The following is a 19,358-nucleotide window of genomic DNA, read 5'->3' on the forward strand; positions in this document are numbered from 1 at the left end:
AGGGTCAGCTATATATGGCCGGAGCAGGTTGACCGGGACGGAAAGCGTGAACGAACTGATCGGACAGAACGCCGCGCCGCCCGCCGCATCGGATGGCGCGCCAGGATCCTCGGGTGGCGGGGACGATGCGGCCGTCGAGCGCGGCATCCGCCGGGTCCGCGCGCGCCGCCGCACCGTCACGCTGATCGCGGCGCTGTGCATCCTGGGCGTCGGCGTGGCCGGATTCATGCTGCTGGTCGCGACCAAGCCGAAACCGGCCCCCGTGGCCCGCCAGGAAACCGTCTACACCGTCGCCACCGACCTGATCGAGATCACCGACAACCGCCCCACCCTGACCGTCTTCGGCGAGATCGCCGCGGGCCGGGAAACCGACCTGCGCGCGCTGGTCGCCGGCGACGTGGTCGAGACCGCGCCGCAGTTCCGCAATGGCGGTGCGGTGCGCCAGGGCGACATGCTGCTCAGGATCGACCCGTTCGACTACGAGGCCGCGGCCCGCGAGAACAGGGCCCGGATCGCCGAGAGCCGCAGCCGCATCCGCTCTGAAAGCGACTCGCTCACCGAGGACCGGGAGATGCTGCGCCTGCGCGAGGCCGATGTCGCCCGCATCGAGCGCCTGCACGGCAAGGGCAACATTTCCGACAAGACCCGCGACCAGGCCCTGATCGAGCTGGCCCAGCAGAAGCAGAAGGTCGCCCAGCGGGAATCCGCCATTCAGACCGAGCGGGCGAAGCTGGATCAGCTTCAGGTCGCGCTGGACCGGGCGGAACGCGATCTCGGCCGAACCGACCTGACCGCGCCCTTCGACGGGTTCCTGTCCCAGGTGTCGGCGCAGCGCGGGACGGTCGTGGGCAGCAATGACCGCGTCGCCCATCTGACCGGCGCGGACGCGCTGGAGGCCCGCGGCCATCTCTCGGACGCGCAATATGGCCGCCTGCTGCAGGATGGCGGGCTGGAAGGCCGCCGGCCACGGTGTCGTGGACGGTCGGCGACGAGGAAATCGTCTATGACGCCGTGATTGCCCGCCTCACCGCCTCCATCGATGCCGACACGGGCGGGGTGACCTTCTACGCGCTGCTCGATGCGGAGGGATTGGACCTGCCGATCCGGCCGGGCGCCTTCGTCGAAATCTCCCTGCCGGACAAGTATTTCCCCGAATCGGTGCGGCTGCCTGCGCCGGCGGTACATGACGACAGCCGCGTCTTCGTCATCGAGGACGGCCGGCTGGTGGCCCGCGACATCGCCGTTCTGGGGCGGGAGGGCGATGACGTCATCGTCCGGGGCGATCTGAAGACCGGCGACCGGGTTGTTCTGACCCGCTTCACCGAGATGGCGCCGGGCGTCCGGGCGCTGGATCCGTCGCTGGAGCAGCGCGACGACGCGCCGCCCCTGGCCGACAGCTCGGCGACCGGCGAATGAACCCGGCCCAGCTGGTCTCGATCTTCGTCCGCCACCGCAACGCGGCGAACCTGTTGATGGCCCTGATGCTGATCGCGGGCAGCTTCGGCCTGCTGCGGTTGAACACGCAGTTCTTCCCCGATACCGGCCTGGACTTCATCACCGTCAGCGTCGTCTGGCCGGGCGCGAGCGCGGAGGATGTGGACAGCAACATCGTCGCCGCGGTCGAGCCGGAAGTGCGCTTCCTGGACGACGTTAAGGAAGTCAATTCCTACTCCAACGAGGGCGCAGCGACGGTCGTCATCGAGTTCAACGCCGGGACCGACATGCAGTCCGCCCTGTCCAACGTGGATGCGGCGGTGAGCGGGGTCACCACCTTGCCCGAGGACGCCGAGGACCCGCTGATCAAGCGCGTCGTGCGCTACGATCCGATCAGCCGGCTGGTGGTCAGCGGCGAGGTTTCCGAGGCGGAGCTGAAGGTCGTCGCCAAGCGCATCCGCGACGACCTGCTGGCCCGCGGCATCGACAAGATCGAATTCTTCGGACTGCGCGACGACGAGATCAAGGTCAGCCTGAGCCGCGCCGCGCTGCAGCGGCTGGACCTGACCATCGGCGAGATCGCCAACCGCATCGCGGACACCTCCGTCGACCTGCCGTCGGGCGAGGTCGAAGGCGCATCGCAGAAGCAGATCCGCTCCATCGGCGAACTGGAGACGGCGGACGGGATCGCCGGGATCGAGCTCCGGGCGCAGCCCAATGGCGAGATGCTGGAGATCCGCGACGTCGCCCGCGTGCGCGAGGGGCTGAACGACAACCAGCCGACCGGGCGTCTGCGCGGCAACCCGGCGATCGAGATCCTGGTGCAGCGCGCGGCCGCGACCGACGCGCTGTTCGCGGCGGAGGTGCTGGAGACCTACCTGGCCGAGGTGAAGCCGACCCTGCCGCCGAATATCCTGATGGAACAGTACGATGTGCAGGCCGACCTGATCGACGACCGCATCAGCCTGCTGGTCAACAATGGTGCGGGCGGTCTCATCCTGGTCCTGGTGGTGCTGTTCGTCTTCCTGTCGGCGCGCGTCGCCTTCTGGGTGGCGATGGGCATTCCGACGGCGATCCTGGCCACGGCCGGGGTCATGCTGGTGATGGACCAGTCGATCAACATGGTCAGCCTGTTCGCGATGATCATGACTCTGGGCATCATCGTCGACGACGCCATCGTGGTCGGCGAGCACGCGGCGACGCTGAAGTCCCGCGGGCTGGACGCGCTGGAGGCCGCGGAACAGGGCGCGCTGCGCATGCTGGCGCCGGTCACGGCGGCGGCGCTGACCACCATCGCCGCCTTCATGCCGCTGTTCATGATCGGCGACGTCATCGGCCAGATCATCATCGCCATCCCGCTGGTCGTGGTCTCGGTTCTGATCGCCAGCCTGATCGAATGCTTCTTCGTGCTGCCCGGCCATCTGCGCGAGGCCCTGCATGGCGACAGCCGCCGCTCGGGATGGTATGCGCGTTTCCGCGTACGCTTCGACACCGGGTTCTCCCGGCTGCGCGACGGGCCGTTCCGCCGGGCGGTGCAGAAGGCGGTGGATTTCCGCTACATCACCATCGCCGCCATCGTCGCGGTGCTGATCCTGTCGATGGGCGTGCTGGCCGGCGGGCGGGTCGGGTTCAATTTCTTCCCCAATCCCGAATCCGACACCATCGACGGCAATATCGAGATGGCTGCCGGCGTGCCGCGGGAACAGGCGCTGGCGGCCATGGACGAGTTGCTGGAATCGCTCTACCGCGCCGAGGCGAAGCTGACCGATGGCGAGGGCGGTCTGGTGCGCGTGGCTTTCCAGCGGGTCGGCCGCAGCCAGGGCCGTTCCTTCGAAAGCGTGCCGGGCGATCATCTGGGCGGCGTGCAGGTGGAGCTGGTCCCCGCCGACTACCGCGACTACCGCACCTCAGAGGTGATCCGGGCCTGGCGCGAGGAGTTCCGCCCCTATCCGGGCCTGAAACGCTTCTCCATGGTCGAACGCGCGGGCGGGCCGCCGGGCCGCGAGCTGGACGTGCGGCTTGTCGGTACCGACATCGCCGATCTGAAGAACGCCGCGACCGAAGTGAAGGAGGAGCTGGCGCGTTTCGCCGGCGTCAGCGAGATCGAGGACGATCTGCCTTACGGCAAGCAGGAACTGATCCTGGAACTGACCCGGCGCGGCAAGGCGCTGGGCTACACCACCGAGGATGTGGCCCGCCAGGTGCGCAACGCCTTCGAGGGCGCCATCGCGCAGCGCTTCGCCCGCGGCGACGAGGAGGTCACCGTGCGGGTGCAGCTCGACCGTGGCGAGGCGACCGAGGCCGCTGTCCGGTCGATGTATATCCGCAGTCCTTCCGGGGCGGAGACGCCGCTGGAGGAGGTTGTCCAGTTCCGCGAGAGCGCCGGTTTCGCCCGCATCCGCCGCCATGACGGGCAGCGCGAGACCGGGATCTTCGCCGAGATCGACGAGACCGTGACCAGCGCCAGCCAGGTGATCGAGGCGCTGTCCGCCGGGCCGCTGCAGCGGATCGCCGATGCGCACGGCATCCAGTACCGCTTCGCCGGCAAGGCCGAGGAACAGGCCCAGACCTTCGGCGACATGAAGACCGGCGCCATGATCGGGCTGGCGGCGATCTACATCATCCTGGCCTGGGTCTTCGCCAGCTACGGCCGGCCCCTGATCGTCATGTCCATCATCCCCTTCGGCCTGATCGGCGCTGTGGCGGGGCATCTGCTGCTGGGCTACGACCTTTCGATCCTGTCGCTGGTGGCGCTGATCGGGCTGGCGGGCATTCTGGTGAACAACTCCATCATCCTTGTCGCCGCGGTCGACGACCGGGTCGGCAAGGGCGAGGCGCCGCTGGACGCCATTGTCGGCGGGGCCTGCGACCGCCTGCGGGCGGTGACCCTGACCTCGATCACCACCATTGTCGGGCTGGCGCCGCTGATGTTCGAGACCAGCCTGCAGGCGCAGTTCCTGATACCGATGGCGATCACCATCGTCTTCGGTCTCGCGACGGCGTCGGTGCTGGTGCTGTTCGTGGTCCCGGCGCTGATGGGGATGCTGGTCGATCTGGGCGAGCGGTGGCGCGCCCTCGTCCGCTGGTGGCGCGGCGAGGACGTGCGCGAACGGCTGGAAGCCCGCCGCTCCACCGCCCTGACGCTGCACCGGGACACCCCGACCGACATCGCGCCGGGCGAGTGAGCCAACCTGACGCCCCCGGGCCTGACCCAGGGGCCTGAGACCGCCGCGTCACGGCGTCGGACCAGGTCGCACAAGCCTCGCCCGGCCCCACCCAGAGGTCCGCGGGTCAAGCCCGCGGACAACAGATAACACCCTCTGACGCCCCCGGGCCCGACCCGGGGGCCTGAGACTGCCGCGTCACTGAGGTGGACAAGCTTGCACAGGCAACACCCGGCCCGGCGGATCCAGCTCAGACCGGATCGTAGGGGAACACCACCCGCGCATTGCCGAGATCGGTCATCGCCGGGCGGAAGACCGGCATGGCGTGATCCAGCACCGTATCTACCGTCCAGCCTTCCAGCCGCGTCATGTTGCGGATCGGGCGCGGCTGCGACCACAGGAAGATCTCGTTGCCGCGGACCGAAAAGATCTGCCCGTTCACGTCCTTCGCATCGTCGGCCAGCAGCGCCACCGAGGGCGGCGCGATCTGATCCGGCCGCATCTTCTTCTGCATCATCTCGAGGCGGTGGCGCGTCGCTTCGTCCTTGATCGGGATGGTGCCGATCATCCGCGTCCAGGCCGACGGCGTGATGACGTTGCAGCGGACATTCTTCCGTTCGCCTTCCATCGCCACGATGTGCGACAGGCCGGCGATGCCCATCTTTGCCGCGCCGTAATTGGCCTGGCCGATATTGCCGATCAGCCCGGAGGTCGAGGAGAACAGCACGATCGAGCCGTCTTCCTGATTGCGGAAATGATTGATCGAGGCGCGGCAGACGTTGAACGAGCCCTTCAGGTGGACCTCGATGACCTGGTCCCAGTCCTCTTCGGACATCTTGTGCAGCATGGTGTCGCGCAGGATGCCGGCCGGGCTGATGATGCCGTGCAGGCCGCCGAAGGTGTCCAGGGCCTGCTCGACCATGGCCTCGCAGTCGCGGAGCGACGCGACGCTGCCGCCATTGGCCGTCGCCTCGCCGCCCGCCGCCTTGATCTCCTTAACCACTTGATCTGCAACGGTTTCATCGCCGTGATCGCCGCCCTCGATCGAGCCGCCGAGATCGTTGACCACGACCTTCGCGCCCTCCTTCGCCGCCAGCAGCGCGCATTCGCGGCCGATGCCGCGGCCCGCACCGGTGACGATGACGGTCTTTCCGCCCAGCTTTCCCATCGGTTCCTCCCCTGATCCTGGAAAGGCCGCAGTTTCGGCCGATGTGCCGGCGGCGTCCACGAAAAGGGGTCAGCCGGCGGCGGTGTCCCGGATCGCGCTGATGTCGCCGCCGGCCGCGATCAGGGCGTCGATCTTCTCGTGGTCGAAATGGGCGGCGTCGACTTCGGGGTTGTCGTTCAGGAACTCGTTGGCGTGCACGACGATCTGCTCGTCATCCACCAGCACGACGGTGCTGTAGGCCGGGCTGACGAAGCGGCGGAGATGGCCGGCAGGCCCTACCAGAGGCAGACCGTTGTTGTAGTGGGTTGCACCGAACGTGGCGAAGGGGATGCCGCGCCATGTGCCGGAGGCAATACGATGGGTATGGCCGGCGAAGATGTGGCGGACATGGTCGTGCGCGCTGAGCACCTCACCCACCGCGGCATGATCGGTCAGGCGCAGGGCGTCGATCCGTCCGCCGGTGCGATAGGGCGGATGGTGGAAGAAGACGCAGGCGCCGACGCCGGCCCGTCCCGCGTCGGTCAGGCGGTCGTCCAGCCAGGCAAGCCGTCTTTCGCACATGCGGCCGTCGACCCGCCCGGCCTCGTAGCTGTCGCAGAAGATGAAATGGCCATGCTCGCTGACATGGACCGACTGGACGAAACCGTTCCCGTCGACCGGCATGCGGGGGAAGGCCGTCCGGAAATTCTCCCGGTGATCGTGATTGCCGATCATGATCTTCAGGGGGATCGGAAAGCCGTCGATGATCTCGGCGAAATGGTCGTAGGCCGCAGGATCCCCGTGGTCCGCGAGATCGCCGCACATCACGCAGAACTCGGCGTCAGAATGGTTCTCCGCCAGGTCTGCCAATGCGAGGCGCAGGCGCTCTGCGGTGTCGAGGCCGCGTGAGGGCTGGCCCTTCGGCACGATGTGGGTATCGGAAACGGCAACGAATTTCATCAAGGTTCTCCCCGTGCTGACCACGCCTTGGTCGCCGGGGATTGTGGCAGGCGGATGGACGCCGCGGCTAGTGCCGTGTGAGCCGGCGGCAGATCTCGTCGAGCTGCTCCAGGGATCCGTAGGAGATCCGGACTTCGCCGCCCTTCGCGCCCTTGTGGCGGACATCGACCTTCAGGCCGAGCGCGTCCTGGAGGCTCCGCTCCAGCGCCGCCGTATCGGCGTCCTTGGCGGTACTACCGGTACGGCTGGCGGGTTGACCGCCCTCCCCTTCCGCCGCCTTCTCGACGCCGCGCCGGATCGCTTCGGCCTGGCGGACATTCAGTCCCTCGTCGACGATGCGGCGGGCAAGCCCTACCGGATCGGGATCGTTCAGCACCGCCCGCGCGGCGCCGGCGGTGAGCCGGCCGGACCGCACCATCTCGGACACCTCTTCCGGAAGGGTCAACAGGCGCAGGGTGTTGGCGACATGGCTGCGGCTCTTGCCGACAGCCTCGGCGATCTCGTTCTGGGAGTGGCCGAACTCCTCGGCCAGGCGGCGATAGCCTTCCGCCTCTTCCAGCGGATTCAGATCCTGACGCTGGATGTTCTCGATCAGCGCGATCTGCAGCGCGTCGTCGTCGGAGAGATCGCGGACGACGACCGGCACCTCGTGCAGCTGCACCGACTGGGCCGCGCGCCAGCGCCGCTCGCCGGCGATGATCTCGTACATGTCCGGCTGGTCCTTGACGGGCCGGACCAGGATCGGTTGCAGGATGCCCTGATGACGGACGGATTCGACCAGCGAGCGCATCTCGTCATCGTTGAAATTCCGCCGCGGCTGGTACTTGCCGGGCCGCATCCGTTCGATCGAGAGCTGCCGCTGGTTGCGCGCCCGGCCGAGGGTTTCCTCGTCGGACTGCTGCGTCTCGCCGAGCAGGGCGGAGAGACCGCGGCCCAGACCGCGCTGCGGGCGGGATGTGTTGTCGGGATCGTAGGGGTCGGACATGGCGTCAGGCCGCGGCGGCGCGGCTGCGTTCGCGGCGGAGCAGTTCGCCGGCCAGACGGATATAGGCCTGGCTGCCGGCGCAGCGGTGATCGTAGAGCAGCGCCGGCTTGCCGTAGGATGGCGCCTCGGAGATGCGGACATTGCGCGGGATCACGGTCTCGTAGACCTTGGCGCCCATATGTGTGCGGACATCGTCGGCGACCTGTTCCGACAGCCGGTTGCGGCGGTCGAACATGGTGAGCACGATGCCCTGGATTTCCAGATGCGGATTGAGCGCCGCCCTGACCCGCTCGATGGTCTTGAGGAGCTGCGACAGACCCTCGAGGGCGAAGAACTCGCATTGCAGCGGGACCAGCACGGCGTCGGCCGCGGCCATCGCATTGACGGTCACGAGGTTCAGCGAGGGCGGGCAGTCGATCAGCACGTAGTCGTATTTCGCCGGTAGGGCTGCCAGCGCCTTGCGGAGCCGGAGCTGCGGCGTCGGTAGTTCTATGAGCTCGAGTTCCGATCCGCTCAGTTCGACCGAGGACGGCAGGATGTCGAGGCGCGGGATGTGCGTCGGCACCGTCGCGGCCGCCGCGTCGCAGGCGCCGACGAGCACGTGATAGGCCGACCGCTTGCGCTGGTGATGGTCGATGCCGAGACCGGTCGAGGCGTTGCCCTGGGGATCGAGATCGATGACCAGAACGGATCGTCCGACGGCCGCCAGCGCGGTGCCGAGATTGATCGCGGTGGTGGTCTTGCCGACGCCGCCCTTCTGGTTGGCGACAGCGAGGATGCGGGGACGGAAGGCGGTGGTCGGCTCAGTCATGGCGTTCCAGCTTTCGAAGAGTGAGGACGACGCCGCGCGGGTCGCTCAGGCTCTGGGTGCGCGTCAGCTCAAATTTCCAATATTTCGTGGCTTCCGTCAACTCGCGATCTACATCTTGCCCTTTCGGGAACAGAAGAACGCCGCCTTCCATGGCGAAAGGCGCGGCGAGTTCGCACAGCCGGTTCAGAGGCGCGAGCGCCCGGGCGGAGATGGTCCGGGCCGGCGTCAGGCTGGCTGTCTCGATTCGCTCGGTTCGGACATCGACCGTCACCTCCATCCGGCGCGCGGTTTCGCGAAGGAAGACCGACTTGCGCTGATCGGATTCGACGAGCGTCAGATCTCTGACGCCACAGGCGGCGAGAACCAGTCCGGGGAAGCCGCCACCGCTGCCGAGATCGGTCCAGGGTGTGGGCCCCGGCCCGGCCAGATCGAGCAGCTGCCAGGAGTCGAGAAAGTGGCGCCGCCAGAGATCGTCGAGGCTCTTCGGGGCCACGAGGTTGATGGCCCGGTTCCAGCGGCGGAGCTCTGCGGCATAGATGTCGAGCCGCTCGAGTGTTTCACGTGAAACACCGGTCGCCTCGGCGAAGGCGGACCGGTCCATGTCAGGCCGTTGCGCGCCGGGTCTGCTGACGGATCGACGCCAGAACCAGCGACAGCGCCGCCGGCGTGACGCCGGGAATGCGGCTGGCCTGGCCGAGCGTTGCCGGCCGCGCCGCGGTCAGCTTCTCCCGCATCTCGTTCGACAGGCCGGCGATGGCGCCATAGTCGAGACTGGCGGGCAGCTTCACGGCGTCGTCCTTGCGGAAGGCGACGATGTCGGCCTGTTGCCGGTCGAGATAGCCGGCATAGACGGCATCGATCTCGATCTGCTCGACGATCGAGGATGCGAGCTCGCCCAGATCGGGCCAGACCCGCTTCAGGTCCTCGAAGCCGATGGACGGGTAGCGCAGCAGATCCATCGCGGTCCGCCGGACGCCGTCGCCGTTGACCTTGAGGCCATGACGCTGGGCCTCGTTCGGCGTCAGGCTGCGGTCCTCCATCAGGCCCCGGGCGCGGTCGAGTTCGGCCATCCTGTTCTCGAAGAAGGCCGCCCGCCCGCCACCGACCACCCCACCCTCGATGCCGAGCGCCGTGAGGCGCTGGTCGGCATTGTCGGCGCGGAGGGTCAGCCGGTACTCGGCGCGGGAGGTGAACATGCGGTAGGGTTCGGTGACGCCGCGGGTGACCAGATCGTCGATCAGCACGCCGGTATAGGCGTCGGCCCGGCCGAGGATGACGGGCGCCTGCCCCGCCGCCGACCTCGCGGCGTTCCAGCCGGCCATCAGGCCCTGCGCCGCCGCCTCCTCATAGCCGGTCGTGCCGTTGATCTGGCCGGCCAGATAGAGGCCTGACAGCCGCCGGGTTTCCAGGCTCGGCTGCAGCTCGCGCGGGTCGACATAGTCGTATTCGATGGCGTAGCCCGGCCGGACCATCGCCGCCTTCGCCAGGCCGGACATGGTCGCGAGAAGGGCCAGCTGCACGTCCTCCGGCAATGAGGTCGAGATCCCGTTGGGATAGACCAGATGCGTGTCGAGCCCTTCCGGCTCGAGGAAGATCTGGTGCCGCGCCTTGTCGGCGAAGCGGACGATCTTGTCCTCGATGGAGGGACAGTAGCGCGGGCCGACGGATTCGATCTGGCCGGAATACATCGGCGAGCGATCGAGATTGGCGCGGATGATGTCGTGCGTCGCCGCATTGGTCTCGGAGATGTGGCAGGCGATCTGCGGCGTGGTGATCCCGGTCGTCATCCAGGAAAACGGCACCGGCGGTTCGTCGCCCGGCTGGGCTTCCAGCGCGTCCCAGTCGATGGTGCGCCCGTCGAGCCGCGGCGGCGTCCCGGTCTTAAGCCGGCCGAGCGCGAAGCCGGCCCGTTCCAGCGTGAGGGCCATCCCCACGGCCGGCTCGTCGTCCATGCGGCCGGCCGGCCAGTTCTTCTCGCCGAGATGGATCAGACCGCGGAGGAAGGTGCCGGTGGTCAGGACCACGCGGCCGGCGTTCAGCGTCTCGCCTCGATCGGTGATGACGCCGGAAACGGCGCCTTGCTCGACGATCAGATCCTCGGCCCCGGCCTCGTGGAGCGTGAGGTTCGGCTGCGCCGCCAGCGCGTCCTGCATGGCCGCCTTGTAGAGGGCGCGGTCGGCCTGGGCGCGCGGGCCGCGGACGGCCGGTCCCTTGGAACGGTTCAGCAGGCGGAACTGGATCCCGGCCCGGTCGGCGACGCGGCCCATGACGCCGTCCAGCGCATCGATCTCCCGGACGAGGTGCCCCTTGCCCACCCCGCCGATGGCGGGGTTGCAGGACATTTCGCCGACGGTCGCGATCTTGTGGGTCAGCAGTAGCGTGCGTGCGCCGAACCGGGCAGACGCGGCCGCGGCCTCGCAGCCGGCATGACCGCCGCCGATGACGATGACATCCCAGGTGATCTTGTCCACAGGCTCCATGGGCCGGGATATACGCCTCTCTGTGGGGCGGCTCAAGCGTGGGTTCGTGACACAGTATATATAGGGGGTGCGAGATATATAGGGGGTGCGAGCGGCGCGGCGCCGGGTGGCGGAGCGTGGCCGGCGCATCTCCTGGAACGCCAGAGCCGCCCGCCCGGCCGATCCATCCCACACCCAGGCGATTTCGGCGAGTCCCCTGTTGCGCGGCGCGCCGACCGGTCCATTCCACGCCGCGCGATTTTGAGCTGTTTCACGTGAAACACTGGGACCGCTATTTTTTGAAGAGGCACCTTAGGAGAAGGATCGTCACTGAGACGAGGATCAAGATCAGATACCCTACAATGAACCAATCTACGATAGTATCTGGTAGCGAGTTCCAAAGTGTTTCAAGCGCCCACGGAATTGACATCATTGCCCCGAGAATTGTGCCGCCAAGCAGAACAGCCGCCAAGTTTTTGATCCATCGGCTCGCGTACTTACGAACGACACTCAGGGGTGGAAGCTTCAAACAATTATTTCCCAATGCAGAAATCCCGGAAGATGACATCGAGGAGGTCCTCGACATCCACCGTGCCGGCGATCCGGCCCAGGGCGCGGAGGGCGAGTCTCGAGATCCTCGGCCAGCAGCTCCAGCGGCAGATCGCCGATGCCGTCGATCCCCCGTTCGAGGTGGTGGAGCGTCGTCTCCAGGCTCTCGCGGTGCCGCGCCCGGGTCGGCAGGACGCGCCCGCCCTGGTCGGTGAGCGCCTCGGCGCGGGCGGTCAGCAGGGCCAGCAGATCGTCCATGCCGGCGCCGGTCTGCGCGGAGATCCGGAGCGCTGATTCTGACCCGTTTCGGGACGGTAGGTCTTGAGTCAGCCTGTCGGCCTTACTCACTACCATGATGCGTTCCGGACCGACTTTCGGCGCTTCCATTCTGTCAGGCGGTATGTCCGGCCTGGAATCGCCTTCCCCGGCCGGAATGAGATTCAGGACGATGTCCGCCCTCTCCGAGCGTTCCAGGGCGCGCCGGACGCCTTCCCGCTCCACCGCGTCGTCGGTCTCCCGCAGCCCCGCGGTATCGATCAGGACGACCGGATAGCCGCCAAGATCCAGATGCGCCTCCAGCACGTCGCGCGTGGTGCCGGGGATCTCCGAGACGATGGCGATGTCGCGCCGGGCGAGCGCGTTCAGCAGCGTGGATTTCCCGGCATTCGGCGGACCGATGATGGCTACGGTGAGCCCGTCCCGCAGCCGTTCCCCGCGCCGGGCGTCGTCCAGATGGCCGCGGACGGCGGTTCCGAGGGTTTTCAGCCGCTCCGCCATGCCGTCGAGCATGCCGTCGGGCAGGTCCTCGTCGGGGAAATCGAGCCAGGCCTCCAGATGCGCGAGTTCCCGGATCAGGCGGCTGCGCCAGCCGTCATGCAGCCGCGTCAGCGCCCCGCCCGCCTGGGCCAGCGCGGCGCGCCGCTGCGCCGTGGTTTCCGCGGCGACCAGATCGGCCACGCCCTCGGCCTGGGTCAGGTCCATGCGGCCGTTGACGAAGGCGCGGCGGCTGAACTCGCCGGGTTCCGCCATCCGCAGACCGTCGCGCGCGCTCAAGATCCGGAACAGGTCGTCGAGCACGGCGCGGCCGCCATGTATATGGAATTCCACGATATTTTCGCCGGTGAAGCTGGCTGGTCCGGGAAAGCGCAGCACCAGCCCGGTGTCGATCGCCTCCCCCGTCGCCGGATCGCGCAGGGTCCGGAGCGCCGCCCGGCGCGGGTCCGGCAGGTCGCCCGCGAGGTCCCGGCAGGTGACGTCGGCGTCCGCACCCGACAGGCGGATCACCGCGACGCCCGCGGGTCCCGGCGCACTGGCCAGCGCATAGATCGTCCGGCCGTCCATGACCGCCCGGCAGGGCTAGTCCTTCTTGTTGCTGGAGGCGCCGGACATGGCGGCCCACATGGCCTTCTGCATCTGCTCCATGCCCTGCAGGCCGAGCGGCAGCCACTTGTTGATCAGGGCCTCGGGCTCCAGATCCTGGATGTTCTGATGCATGCGCTCTTCCAGCTCCGCCATCAGCCGCTTCTGCATCGGCTGCACGTCCGGCAGGCCGAAGAAGGTCCGCGCCTCCTCGGGGGTGCAGTCAATATCGATGGTGACTTTCATGGCTGCCGTCCTATTGTCCGGGGCACTGTCTGACCCGCGATCATATCGCCGTCCGGCCCGGCGCACACTCCCCCGATATCCGAAAGGTTTTTCATGGCGCCCGACATCGACCGCAACAATCTCGCCCTGAGCACAAGCCCCTATCTGCTGCAGCACGCCGACAACCCCGTGCACTGGCAGATGTGGTCCGCCGAGGCCCTTGCCGCGGCCCAGGCCGCCGACAAGCCGATCCTGCTGTCGGTGGGCTACGCCGCCTGCCACTGGTGCCACGTGATGGCGCATGAGAGCTTCGAGGACGACGCCACCGCGGCGGTGATGAACGAGCTGTTCGTCAACATCAAGGTCGACCGCGAGGAGCGGCCCGACATCGACACCATCTACATGACCGCGCTGCACATGCTGGGCGAACAGGGCGGCTGGCCGCTGACCATGTTCCTGACGCCGGAGGGGCGGCCCTTCTGGGGCGGCACCTACTTTCCGCCGGAAAGCCGCTATGGCCGCCCCGGCTTCACCGACGTGCTGAAACGGGTGCGCGAGGTCTATGACGACGACCGCGAGGCGATCCTGACCAATGCCGGCAAGATCGCCGACGCGCTGGCGGGCCATGCGCAGCTGAAACCCTCGGAATCCCGGCCGCAGATCACGCCGAACCTGCTGGATCAGGTCGGCGAGCGGCTGCTGCAGGAGGTCGATCCGGACCAGGGCGGCATCGGCGGCGCACCGAAATTCCCGCAGATTCCGGCCTTCGAGCTGATCTGGCGGCGGCATCTGCGGACCGGCGACGTCAACGCCCGCCACGCCGTGCTGAACACGCTGGTCCGCATGAGCCAGGGCGGCATCTACGACCATCTGGGCGGCGGATTCGCCCGCTATTCGGTCGATGCCGAGTGGCTGGTGCCGCATTTCGAGAAGATGCTCTACGACAATTCCGCGCTGATGATGCTGATGAGCCAGGTCTGGCGCCGCGAGCGGCTGCCGATCCTGGAGCAGCGGGTGCGCGAGACCGCGGAATGGCTGCTGCGGGAGATGATCGCCGAGAACGGCGCCTTCGCCTCCACGCTCGACGCCGATTCGGAGGGCGAGGAAGGCAAGTTCTACGTCTGGTCGAAGGCGGAGGTCGAGGAGGTGCTGGACGCGGACGAGGCCGCCCTGTTCTGCCGCCACTACGACATCACCGAGGGCGGCAATTTCGAGGGCATGAACATCCCCAACCGCCGCCTGGAGCCGGATCTGAAGGATCCGGAGACCGAGGCGCGGCTGGATGCGGCCCGCGCGAAACTGCTGGCCCGCCGGGCCGGGCGCATCCGGCCGGGCTGGGACGACAAGGTGCTGGCCGACTGGAACGGCATGATGATCGCCGCGATGACCGAGGCGGGCATGACCTTCGGCGAACCGGGCTGGATCGAGGCCGCGGCCCGCGCCTTCGACGCCGTGCGCCGCGATCTCGACGCCGGGAACGGGCGGCTCTGGCACGCCTGGCGGCGCGGCAGCGCGCAGAACACCGGCATGCTGGACGACTATGCCGGCATGATCCGCGGCGCGCTGGCGCTGTTCGAGGCCACCGGCGACAACGCCTGTGTCGGTCAGGCCGTGACCTGGGCGGAAACGCTGGACGCGCATTTCCGCGACCCCGCCTCGGGCGCGTGGTTCATGACCGCTGACGACGCCGAGGCCTTGATCGTCCGCACGCTCAGCCTGGCCGACAACGCCACGCCCAACGGCAACGGCGTGATGATCGAGAATCTGAGCCGGCTCTGGCGGCTCACCGGCGATGCGGGCTGGCGCGAACGGCTGGACGCGGTGGCCGGCGCGGTCGCCGACCAGATCACGCGCAACTTCTTCCCCGTCGCCAGCGCGCTGAACGGCATCGCCTTCGACATGGCGGCGCAGGACGTGGTGGTGATGGGCGAACCCGGCGCCGAAGACACGGTGGCCCTGCTCGCCGCGGTGACCGAGGCCGGCCCCGACCGCCTGCTGATCCAGGTCGCCCCCGGCGGCGCCCTGCCCGACGGCCACCCGGCGCACGGCCGCAGCCTTCAGGACGGCAGGGCCACAGCCTGGGTCTGCCGCGAGATGGTCTGCGGCCTGCCGATCACCGACCCGAAGGCGCTCGCGACCGAACTCCGGGGTGGCTGAGGGCACCCTTTTCGGCCCTCCCCCTGGCAGGGGGAGGCTCCTGCTGAGCATCGCACGCCCTTTGCTGTCCTCGGGCTTGACCCGAGGACCTTGTCCATCCGCCCGCGCCGAGGCCTTCGGATCAAGTCCGAAGGCGAAAAATGCAGATGATTTCCCGTACAGCACCTCCCGATTCTGCTAATGTTCTTGTCATGGAACAGGCGATCGTCGACAGCCCGCTGGGGCGCATCCGCATCGAGGCCGAGAACGGCGCGATCACCGCGCTGCGCTGGACGAAACAAGCCGGCGGCACCGCCCCGCCCGCGCCCGGCTCGCTGCTGGCGGAGGCCGCCGCACAGCTGGCCGACTATTTCGCCGGGCGCCGCGACGATTTCGATCTGCCGGTGCCGGCCGAAGGGCACGGATTTCCAGCAGGCCGTCTGGCGCGCCATGCAGGCGATTCCGAAGGGCGGCTACCGTACCTATGGCGATGTGGCCGGAGAACTCGGCGCCTCGGCCCGTTCGGTCGGCACCGCCTGCGGCTCCAACCCGATCCCGGTGATCATTCCCTGCCACCGCATCCTCGCGGCGGGCGGGAAACTCGGCGGTTTCTCCGCCGCCGGCGGCGTCGAGGACAAGGTCTGGCTGCTCCGCCACGAGGGCGCGTTGCTCTGACCTTGCCGCCCGGTGCGGGCCACCCTACCATCCCGCGTTCGTCCAGCCGCCGGACCCCGGCGGCGGAAGGGTTAATCAAGTGTTTCACGTGAAACACGCTCGGGCGCCAGGGGAGGATTTTTCGATGGGACAGGACATCACCATCCAGACGAAGGACGGCAACCAGATGGGCGGCTATCTCGCCCTGCCGGCCACGGGCTCCGGCCCGGCCGTGGTCGCCATCCAGGAGATCTTCGGCGTCAACAAGGTCATGCGCGACATCTGCGACTGGCTCGCCGGCGAGGGCTTCGTCGCCATCTCGCCCGACCTGTTCTGGCGCATCGAGCCGGGCATCCAGCTGACCGACCAGTCCGAGGCCGAATGGGCCCGGGCCTTCGAGTTGTTCCAGGCCTTCGACGCCGACAAGGGCGTCGAGGACATCCAGGCCACCATCGACCATGTCCGTGGTCTGGAGGCCTGCACCGGCAAGGTCGGCGCCACGGGCTACTGCCTGGGCGGGCTGCTGGCCTATCTGACCGCGGCCCGCACCGATGCGGACTGCGCCGTCGGCTATTACGGCGTTGGCATCGAGGGCAAGCTGGCCGAGAAGGGCGACATCAAGAAGCCCCTGATCCTGCACATCGCCAAGGAAGACGGCTTCTGCAACGCCGAGGCCCAGGCAGCGATCCATGCCGGGCTGGACGACCACCCGCATGTCACCATCCACGACTACGAGGGCCAGGATCACGCCTTCGCCCGTGTCGGCGGCGAGCACTACAATGCCGAGGCGGCGGCGAAGGCCAACGGGCGCACGCTCGAACTGTTCCGCTCGGCGCTGAAATAGGAGCCGCAGTCATGGTCAAGGCGATCCGCGTCCACAAGCCCGGCGGTCCGGAGGCGATGGTGCTGGAAGACGTCGAGGTCGGCGAGCCCGGCCCCGGCGAGGCCCGCATCCGCCACACCGCCATCGGCCTGAACTACATCGACGTCTATCACCGCTCGGGCCTCTATCCGGTCGAGCCGCCCTATGGCGTTGGCATGGAAGGCGCTGCGGTCGTCGAGGCCATCGGCGACGGCGTCACCAACATCGCCGTGGGCGACCGGGTGGCCTATGCCGACCCGCCGCCCGGTTCCTATTGCGAGGCGCGGCTGTTCCGGGCCGAGCGGCTGGTCAAGGTGCCGGACAATGTCGCCGACGAGACCGCGGCGGCGATGATGCTGAAGGGCATGACGGTCGAGTATCTGGTGCACCGGACCTACGCGGTCTCCGCCGGCGAGACGGTGCTGTTCCACGCCGCGGCCGGTGGCGTCGGCCTGATCGCGGGCCAGTGGCTGAAGGCGCTCGGCGTCCGCGCCATCGGCACCGCCGGCGGGCCGGAGAAGGTCGCGCTGGCGAAGGCGCATGGCTATGCCGAGGTCATCGACTACGATTCCGAGGACTTCCAGGCCCGGCTGATGGAGCTGACCGACGGCAAGGGTGTGCCGGTGGTCTATGATTCGGTCGGCAAGGCCACCTTCGAGAAGTCGCTGGACTGCCTGCAGCCGCGAGGCCTCTACGTCAATTTCGGCAACGCCTCCGGCCCGGTCGACGCCTTCAATGCCGGCATGCTGGCGGCCAAGGGCTCGCTCTACATGACCCGGCCGACGCTGATGACCTACAACGCGAAGCCCGACGATCTGGCGACCTCGGCCGGGCGGCTGATGGAGATGGTCGGCTCCGGCAAGGTGAAGATCGAGATCAACCAGCGCTACGCCCTCGCCGACGCCGTCCAGGCCCACAAGGACCTGGAAGCGCGGAAGACCACGGGCTCGACGGTGATTTTACCTTGACGTCGCGCCACAATTTTCCATTTTGAAATGGCGAATCGGGGACCCAAGCTCCAGCCAGACGGGAAGTTTATGCCCAATCCGACGGATTTCCTCTACAAGCGCGCACCGCTTGTCGAAGTAATTTATGAGCTGCATTGGGAGCTTAAAGCAGTTAAAGTAGCCCCTGATGCCCGAATAGATAACTATTTCGAACTTTTCGCTGAACAGTTCATTGATTGGGCTAAGAAAGAAGGGTTCGAACGCGTTGATCGCTTGATACCTGAAGACGTGCCGCTGGAGTTGGTGCCTAGTCGGCCGCTGTTTCGACTACGCAAGTCGCCGGACACTTGGCCATTATATCAGATTGGACCTGGCATTTTTACGGCAAATATTATTCCTCCGTATAATGGCTGGAATGATTTTAAGGCATTTATAAAACAAGGCATTTCGGGCGTCGTGCAATCATATCCGGTGTCAGAGAAAACCCTGCGATTTAGCAAGGCCCACTGCCGCTATCTCGACGCATTTGATTTAAGTTTTGGATATCAAGGTGATGTATTTGAATACATCTCGAATAACTTAAACCTCGGACTTCATCTCCCTCAATTTGTCCAAGATACTCATGCTGTTCAAGCTAAGGGAGCGCAGATTGCATTTGACGTACGAGTTCCAATTGATGACCCTACTGATAGTTTTGGCTTTATAAGAGTGCGAAGTGGCAAAAATAAATCAGATGATGCTGTGGTTGTCGAGCTTTTCTGTGAAACAAATGGCCATAAGTATCTCTCTAATATAGAAAGTATTTTAGAATGGAATGATATGGCGCACCAAGTTCTGCGCAATTGGTTCGATGGCCTCATCTCAGATGATTTGAGATCAAAAATGCTGCCAAAACTGCCCATAAAATCTCCTGAGGGGAACTGAAATGGATACAACAACCCAGCTCGAATTCGTTCCTCTGGCGGATTTCGGCGCAATCGATTTCAGTGAATCCACTACACGCCTTGTCGATGATCGGTCACTGCTGCCGGCTCCGCAAAAGGAAGATTGGCTTCAGAAATGGCGAGACAAGGCGGCAAATATTAAAAGCTTATATAAGCTGGTTATGTATAAAGATGTACCTTTGGAATTTGAGAAATTTGATACAGGAACCACTTCGTGCTCTGCCTATGATTTTGGCAATGTCTCTCCGGCAATAGAATTAAATAAATCAGGTGCGATCAGTGGCGGCATATTTATTGCGATGGCGCTGGCACGCGACACAGTTCACTCTTACTACTACAAGCAGTCGGCATTACTTGGACTCATAGCAAGTAGACTAGTAGATTTTGGGTTTGAGCAATGCCAAGCGTATAAAGATGTATATGGTGATTGGATTCATGATTTTTTCTCGTCGAATGACACTGTAACCCTCGTAGAAGGAGGTGACGGGTATCAACTTCTATTTTTTCTCGATGGAGAGTTTGGGCGGATTGAATCTGCACCTGGCTTGAATGATCAACTGGATCTTGTAAGACAGCTAGAATCTCGATTAAATAATAGAAAGTAAGATGTGGTCACCAAGCTCAGATATTTCGGAAAAGGAAGTTATAGGAAGACGTCTAATTGGTTCAAAGTTGTATGAGGGCCAAGGGAAACAAAGGCTTAGGATTGATTTTTTTCAAGA

The 19,358-nt window shown here is 66.0% G+C and carries 16 protein-coding genes and 2 pseudogenes; 10 read left to right on the forward strand and 8 right to left on the reverse strand.

Annotated features, from left to right (window positions below; genetic code table 11):
- The first annotated feature begins 46 nt into the window (after window positions 1-46).
- From ACMVY4_RS03980 to ACMVY4_RS03990, 3 genes are read left to right on the forward strand one after another with little or no spacing between them, the layout of a single operon-like run.
- On the forward strand, window positions 47-1,015 hold the full coding sequence (locus ACMVY4_RS03980; RefSeq protein ID WP_416898899.1) for an efflux RND transporter periplasmic adaptor subunit: 969 nt from the start codon (window positions 47-49) through the stop codon (window positions 1,013-1,015).
- Window positions 970-1,416, forward strand: a complete 447-nt coding sequence (locus ACMVY4_RS03985; RefSeq protein WP_416898900.1) for a hypothetical protein — start codon at window positions 970-972, stop codon at window positions 1,414-1,416. The genes ACMVY4_RS03980 and ACMVY4_RS03985 overlap by 46 nt, the downstream gene beginning before the upstream one ends.
- A complete protein-coding gene (locus ACMVY4_RS03990) occupies window positions 1,413-4,619 on the forward strand; it encodes an efflux RND transporter permease subunit (protein WP_416898901.1) in 3,207 nt (1,068 codons plus the stop codon). Before ACMVY4_RS03985 ends, ACMVY4_RS03990 begins: the two co-directional genes overlap by 4 nt.
- Before the next feature lie 229 nt (window positions 4,620-4,848).
- Here the strand turns inward: ACMVY4_RS03990 and ACMVY4_RS03995 are convergent, their stop codons facing one another.
- From ACMVY4_RS03995 to ACMVY4_RS04030, 8 genes and pseudogenes are all read right to left on the reverse strand, one after another.
- Window positions 4,849-5,766, reverse strand: a complete 918-nt coding sequence (locus ACMVY4_RS03995) for an SDR family NAD(P)-dependent oxidoreductase (RefSeq protein ID WP_416898902.1) — start codon at window positions 5,764-5,766, stop codon at window positions 4,849-4,851.
- Between the two features lie 69 nt (window positions 5,767-5,835).
- A complete protein-coding gene (locus ACMVY4_RS04000; protein WP_416898903.1) occupies window positions 5,836-6,705 on the reverse strand; it encodes a phosphodiesterase in 870 nt (289 codons plus the stop codon).
- Between the two features lie 67 nt (window positions 6,706-6,772).
- Window positions 6,773-7,690: a ParB/RepB/Spo0J family partition protein gene (locus ACMVY4_RS04005; protein ID WP_416898904.1), complete on the reverse strand. Its 918-nt coding sequence runs from the start codon at window positions 7,688-7,690 to the stop codon at window positions 6,773-6,775.
- Window positions 7,691-7,694: 4 nt separating this feature from the next.
- Window positions 7,695-8,501 carry a ParA family protein gene (locus tag ACMVY4_RS04010; protein WP_416898905.1) on the reverse strand — a complete coding sequence of 269 codons (807 nt, stop codon included), beginning with the start codon at window positions 8,499-8,501 and terminating at the stop codon, window positions 7,695-7,697.
- On the reverse strand, window positions 8,494-9,102 hold the full coding sequence (gene rsmG, locus ACMVY4_RS04015) for a 16S rRNA (guanine(527)-N(7))-methyltransferase RsmG (RefSeq protein WP_416898906.1): 609 nt from the start codon (window positions 9,100-9,102) through the stop codon (window positions 8,494-8,496). The genes ACMVY4_RS04010 and rsmG overlap by 8 nt, the downstream gene beginning before the upstream one ends.
- A gap of 1 nt (window position 9,103) precedes the next feature.
- A complete protein-coding gene (mnmG, locus tag ACMVY4_RS04020; RefSeq protein WP_416898907.1) occupies window positions 9,104-10,981 on the reverse strand; it encodes a tRNA uridine-5-carboxymethylaminomethyl(34) synthesis enzyme MnmG in 1,878 nt (625 codons plus the stop codon).
- 512 nt (window positions 10,982-11,493) lie between these two features.
- Window positions 11,494-12,850 (reverse strand): annotated as a pseudogene (mnmE, locus tag ACMVY4_RS04025) (tRNA uridine-5-carboxymethylaminomethyl(34) synthesis GTPase MnmE).
- A gap of 15 nt (window positions 12,851-12,865) precedes the next feature.
- Window positions 12,866-13,114 (reverse strand): DUF6489 family protein, encoded by a 249-nt coding sequence (locus tag ACMVY4_RS04030; protein ID WP_416898908.1) that lies wholly within the window; start codon window positions 13,112-13,114, stop codon window positions 12,866-12,868.
- Window positions 13,115-13,207: 93 nt separating this feature from the next.
- Between ACMVY4_RS04030 and ACMVY4_RS04035 the strand changes: the two genes are divergently transcribed.
- The 7 genes and pseudogenes from ACMVY4_RS04035 to ACMVY4_RS04065 all read left to right on the forward strand — a co-directional run bounded on the left by ACMVY4_RS04035 (window position 13,208) and on the right by ACMVY4_RS04065 (window position 19,241).
- Window positions 13,208-15,250, forward strand: a complete 2,043-nt coding sequence (locus ACMVY4_RS04035; protein WP_416898909.1) for a thioredoxin domain-containing protein — start codon at window positions 13,208-13,210, stop codon at window positions 15,248-15,250.
- A gap of 191 nt (window positions 15,251-15,441) precedes the next feature.
- Window positions 15,442-15,579: pseudogene (locus ACMVY4_RS04040) on the forward strand (hypothetical protein); the annotation flags it as partial.
- 100 nt (window positions 15,580-15,679) lie between these two features.
- The gene (locus ACMVY4_RS04045) at window positions 15,680-15,904 is read left to right on the forward strand and encodes a methylated-DNA--[protein]-cysteine S-methyltransferase (RefSeq protein ID WP_416898910.1); all 225 of its coding nucleotides are present in this window, start codon (window positions 15,680-15,682) and stop codon (window positions 15,902-15,904) included.
- Window positions 15,905-16,028: 124 nt separating this feature from the next.
- Entirely contained in the window at window positions 16,029-16,727 is a 699-nt protein-coding gene (locus tag ACMVY4_RS04050) for a dienelactone hydrolase family protein (protein ID WP_416898911.1), read from the forward strand.
- 11 nt (window positions 16,728-16,738) lie between these two features.
- A complete protein-coding gene (locus ACMVY4_RS04055) occupies window positions 16,739-17,713 on the forward strand; it encodes a quinone oxidoreductase family protein (protein WP_416898912.1) in 975 nt (324 codons plus the stop codon).
- Window positions 17,714-17,782: 69 nt separating this feature from the next.
- Complete coding sequence (locus tag ACMVY4_RS04060; RefSeq protein ID WP_416898913.1) at window positions 17,783-18,616, forward strand: TIGR04255 family protein; 834 nt, start codon at window positions 17,783-17,785, stop codon at window positions 18,614-18,616.
- A 1-nt stretch (window position 18,617) separates the two neighbouring features.
- Window positions 18,618-19,241, forward strand: a complete 624-nt coding sequence (locus tag ACMVY4_RS04065; RefSeq protein ID WP_416898914.1) for a hypothetical protein — start codon at window positions 18,618-18,620, stop codon at window positions 19,239-19,241.
- Window positions 19,242-19,358 lie beyond the last annotated feature (117 nt).

The sequence above is a fragment of the Minwuia sp. genome (genome assembly GCF_048007105.1).
Classification (GTDB): Bacteria; Pseudomonadota; Alphaproteobacteria; order Minwuiales; family Minwuiaceae; genus Minwuia.